Raw genomic sequence first — 2,566 nt, forward strand, 5'->3', positions numbered from 1 at the left:
CAGTTCACAGCGCATGAGACGCTGGACGGCCGGATCGACCAGGCCTTCGAGGCGATGAAGCAGATCGGCTTCGAGGCGCTGATCTACGACTATACACCGGTGCCTTACGATCTCGACGGCGCGATCATGATACCATCGCTGCTGAAGCTGCGGAATATCTCCGACGACATGCACGACTACTGGTTCAATCGCGGCTATTTCCGTATCGATCCGGTGCAACAGGTGGCGCTGCGCACTTCCGCACCCTTCTTCTGGAACTACGACCCGGACGCCGACACGCTGATCAACCGTTTCATGAACGACGACACCGCGCCGGTGACGCGTTATTTAAGCGAACGCGATATGTCGACCGGCGTCACCGTTCCGGTTCACATGCCACGCGGCGACTATGCGACCGTCACCGGCATCCGCTTCGGCCGGAACAAAGATTTCGAACGGCACGCACTGCGCTATATCGCCGACTTTAACCTGCTTGCCCATGTTTTCCATGAGACCGCCTATTCGCTTTTCGACACGCGGGCGAAGAGCGTCGGCACGATCCGCCTGACCGAGCGGGAACGTGAATGCCTGCGCCATTCGGCGGAAGGTTACTCCGCCAAGGAAATTTCCCGCATCATCGACCGTTCCGTACCGACCGTCGTGATGCATCTGAACGCCGCGACAAAGAAACTCGGGGCCCGCAACCGCACCCAGGCCGTGGTTCGCGCCACCCATTACCGCCTGCTCGAAGACCGGCCGACCCATAATTGGCCACCCTATAACTTGTGATAGCTGCCTTCACCGTCGTCGCCGCGTTATGCTTTTTCTCATTGCTAAGAGATGGAGACGCCAGTGGGCGAAGTCACGACCAAAGAAGCCTATCTGCCCTTTCGCGACTATCACACCTGGTATCGCGTCACCGGTTCGCTGGAGAGCGGCAAGCTACCTCTCGTGGTCGCCCACGGCGGGCCCGGCTGCACCCATGATTATGTCGATTCCTTCAAGGATATCGCCGCCCTCGACGGCCRTCCGGTCATCCATTACGACCAGCTCGGCAATGGCAACTCCACCCGACTTCCGGAAAAGGGCCCGGATTTCTGGACGGTCGGTCTGTTTCTCGAAGAGTTGGACGCGCTGCTTTCCCATCTCGGCATTCAGCATCGTTATGCCTTCCTCGGTCAGTCCTGGGGCGGCATGCTCGGTGCCGAACATGCGGTGCGCCGGCCACAAGGCCTGAAGGCGCTCGTCATCGCCAACTCGCCGGCCAACATGCACACCTGGGTTTCGGAGGCGAACCGGCTGAGGCAGGAACTGCCGAAAGAGGTGCAGGACACGCTGCTGAAGCATGAACTGGCGGGAAGCCTCACCGATCCGGAATATATCGCCGCCTCGCGCGTCTTCTATGACCGCCATGTCTGCAGGGTGGTGCCGTGGCCGCCTGAAGTGGCGCGGACCTTTGCGATCATGGACAAAGACAACACCGTCTACCGCAACATGAACGGCCCGACCGAATTTCACGTCATCGGCACGATGAAGGACTGGACGATCGAGAACAGGCTCGACCGAATCGAGGCCCCGACGCTGCTGATTTCGGGAAAATACGACGAGGCGACGCCCCTGGTGGTAAGGCCCTATCTCGAACGCGTTCCCGGCTGCGAATGGGTGCTCTTCGAAAATTCCAGCCATATGCCGCATGTCGAGGAAAAGCAGCTTTGCCTGGCGACCGTTTCCGGTTTCCTGTCGCGGCACGATTGAAGAAGCGCGTGCGGTCCATCACGATCGTTGGACCGCCCTCTACGCCAGCGATCGCCTATCGGCGAATGAGCCATTTCTTGGCAACACGGCAAGCCATCGTATAGGCGGGATCGAAGACGTTGCCGACATCGTAACGCACTACCTGGCCGAGCAAATGGCTGGCCGCCGTCCTGTCAAGGCCGTAATCCGACGCCAGCCAATTCAGCATTTCGCTGGTCGCATGCTGGAGCGCCTGATCGAGGGGCCGGGCGTTGCCGATAGTGAAGATGTCTTCAGCGGTTTCCCCGCGCGGCCAGACCAGCCCGGCCCTCTTTTCCACCGTCAGCCGCACCGTGACCTCGAACGTCGTCTCGACGCCGGTTCCGACGATCTCGCCATCCCCCTGCACGGCATGGCAGTCGCCGAGGAAGAACAGGGCGCCGGGAGCGGCCACCGGGAAGCGGACCGTGGTGCCGGGGCCGAACAGCCGATAATCCATATTGCCGCCATATTCGCCGCTGGTTGCGGTCGATATTGCCTGGCCGAGGCTGGGCGCCACGCCGAAACAGCCGATCATCGGGGTGAGAGGCAGAACGAGGTTTTCGAGGCCGGCGACCGGCTCGGAAAGCCGAACGGTCAATGCCTCGCGGTCGATGACCCAGATGGCCATATCGCGCGCCGGCAGGTCGCGAACCGTCTCGGGATCGACGACATTGGCGGCGACGACGCTGCGGGTAAACCCCGTGGCCCTGGTCGGGATCATGCTGATGATCTCGACCTTCAGCGCATCTCCGGGCACAGCACCTTCCACGAAGATCGGGCCGTTCATCGGATTGGGGCCGGATGTCTGCTT

The 2,566-nt window shown here is 61.2% G+C and carries 3 protein-coding genes; 2 read left to right on the forward strand and 1 reads right to left on the reverse strand.

The window, feature by feature from the left end; all coding sequences use genetic code 11:
* Together AC1D1Z_RS36140 and AC1D1Z_RS36145 are read left to right on the forward strand one after the other, a co-directional pair.
* A partial coding sequence (locus AC1D1Z_RS36140) for a helix-turn-helix transcriptional regulator (protein ID WP_477853605.1) occupies nt 1-768 on the forward strand: 768 nt, incomplete at its 5' end.
* A 63-nt stretch (nt 769-831) separates the two neighbouring features.
* Nucleotides 832-1,734, forward strand: coding sequence for a proline iminopeptidase-family hydrolase (locus AC1D1Z_RS36145; RefSeq protein ID WP_477853607.1), 903 nt, complete (start codon nt 832-834; stop codon nt 1,732-1,734).
* Nucleotides 1,735-1,789: 55 nt separating this feature from the next.
* Here the strand turns inward: AC1D1Z_RS36145 and AC1D1Z_RS36150 are convergent.
* Nucleotides 1,790-2,566, reverse strand: a 777-nt coding sequence (locus AC1D1Z_RS36150) for an acetamidase/formamidase family protein (RefSeq protein WP_477853609.1), incomplete at its 5' end; no start/stop codon positions are given.

This window comes from Rhizobium sp. P1_E1 (assembly GCF_056406015.1).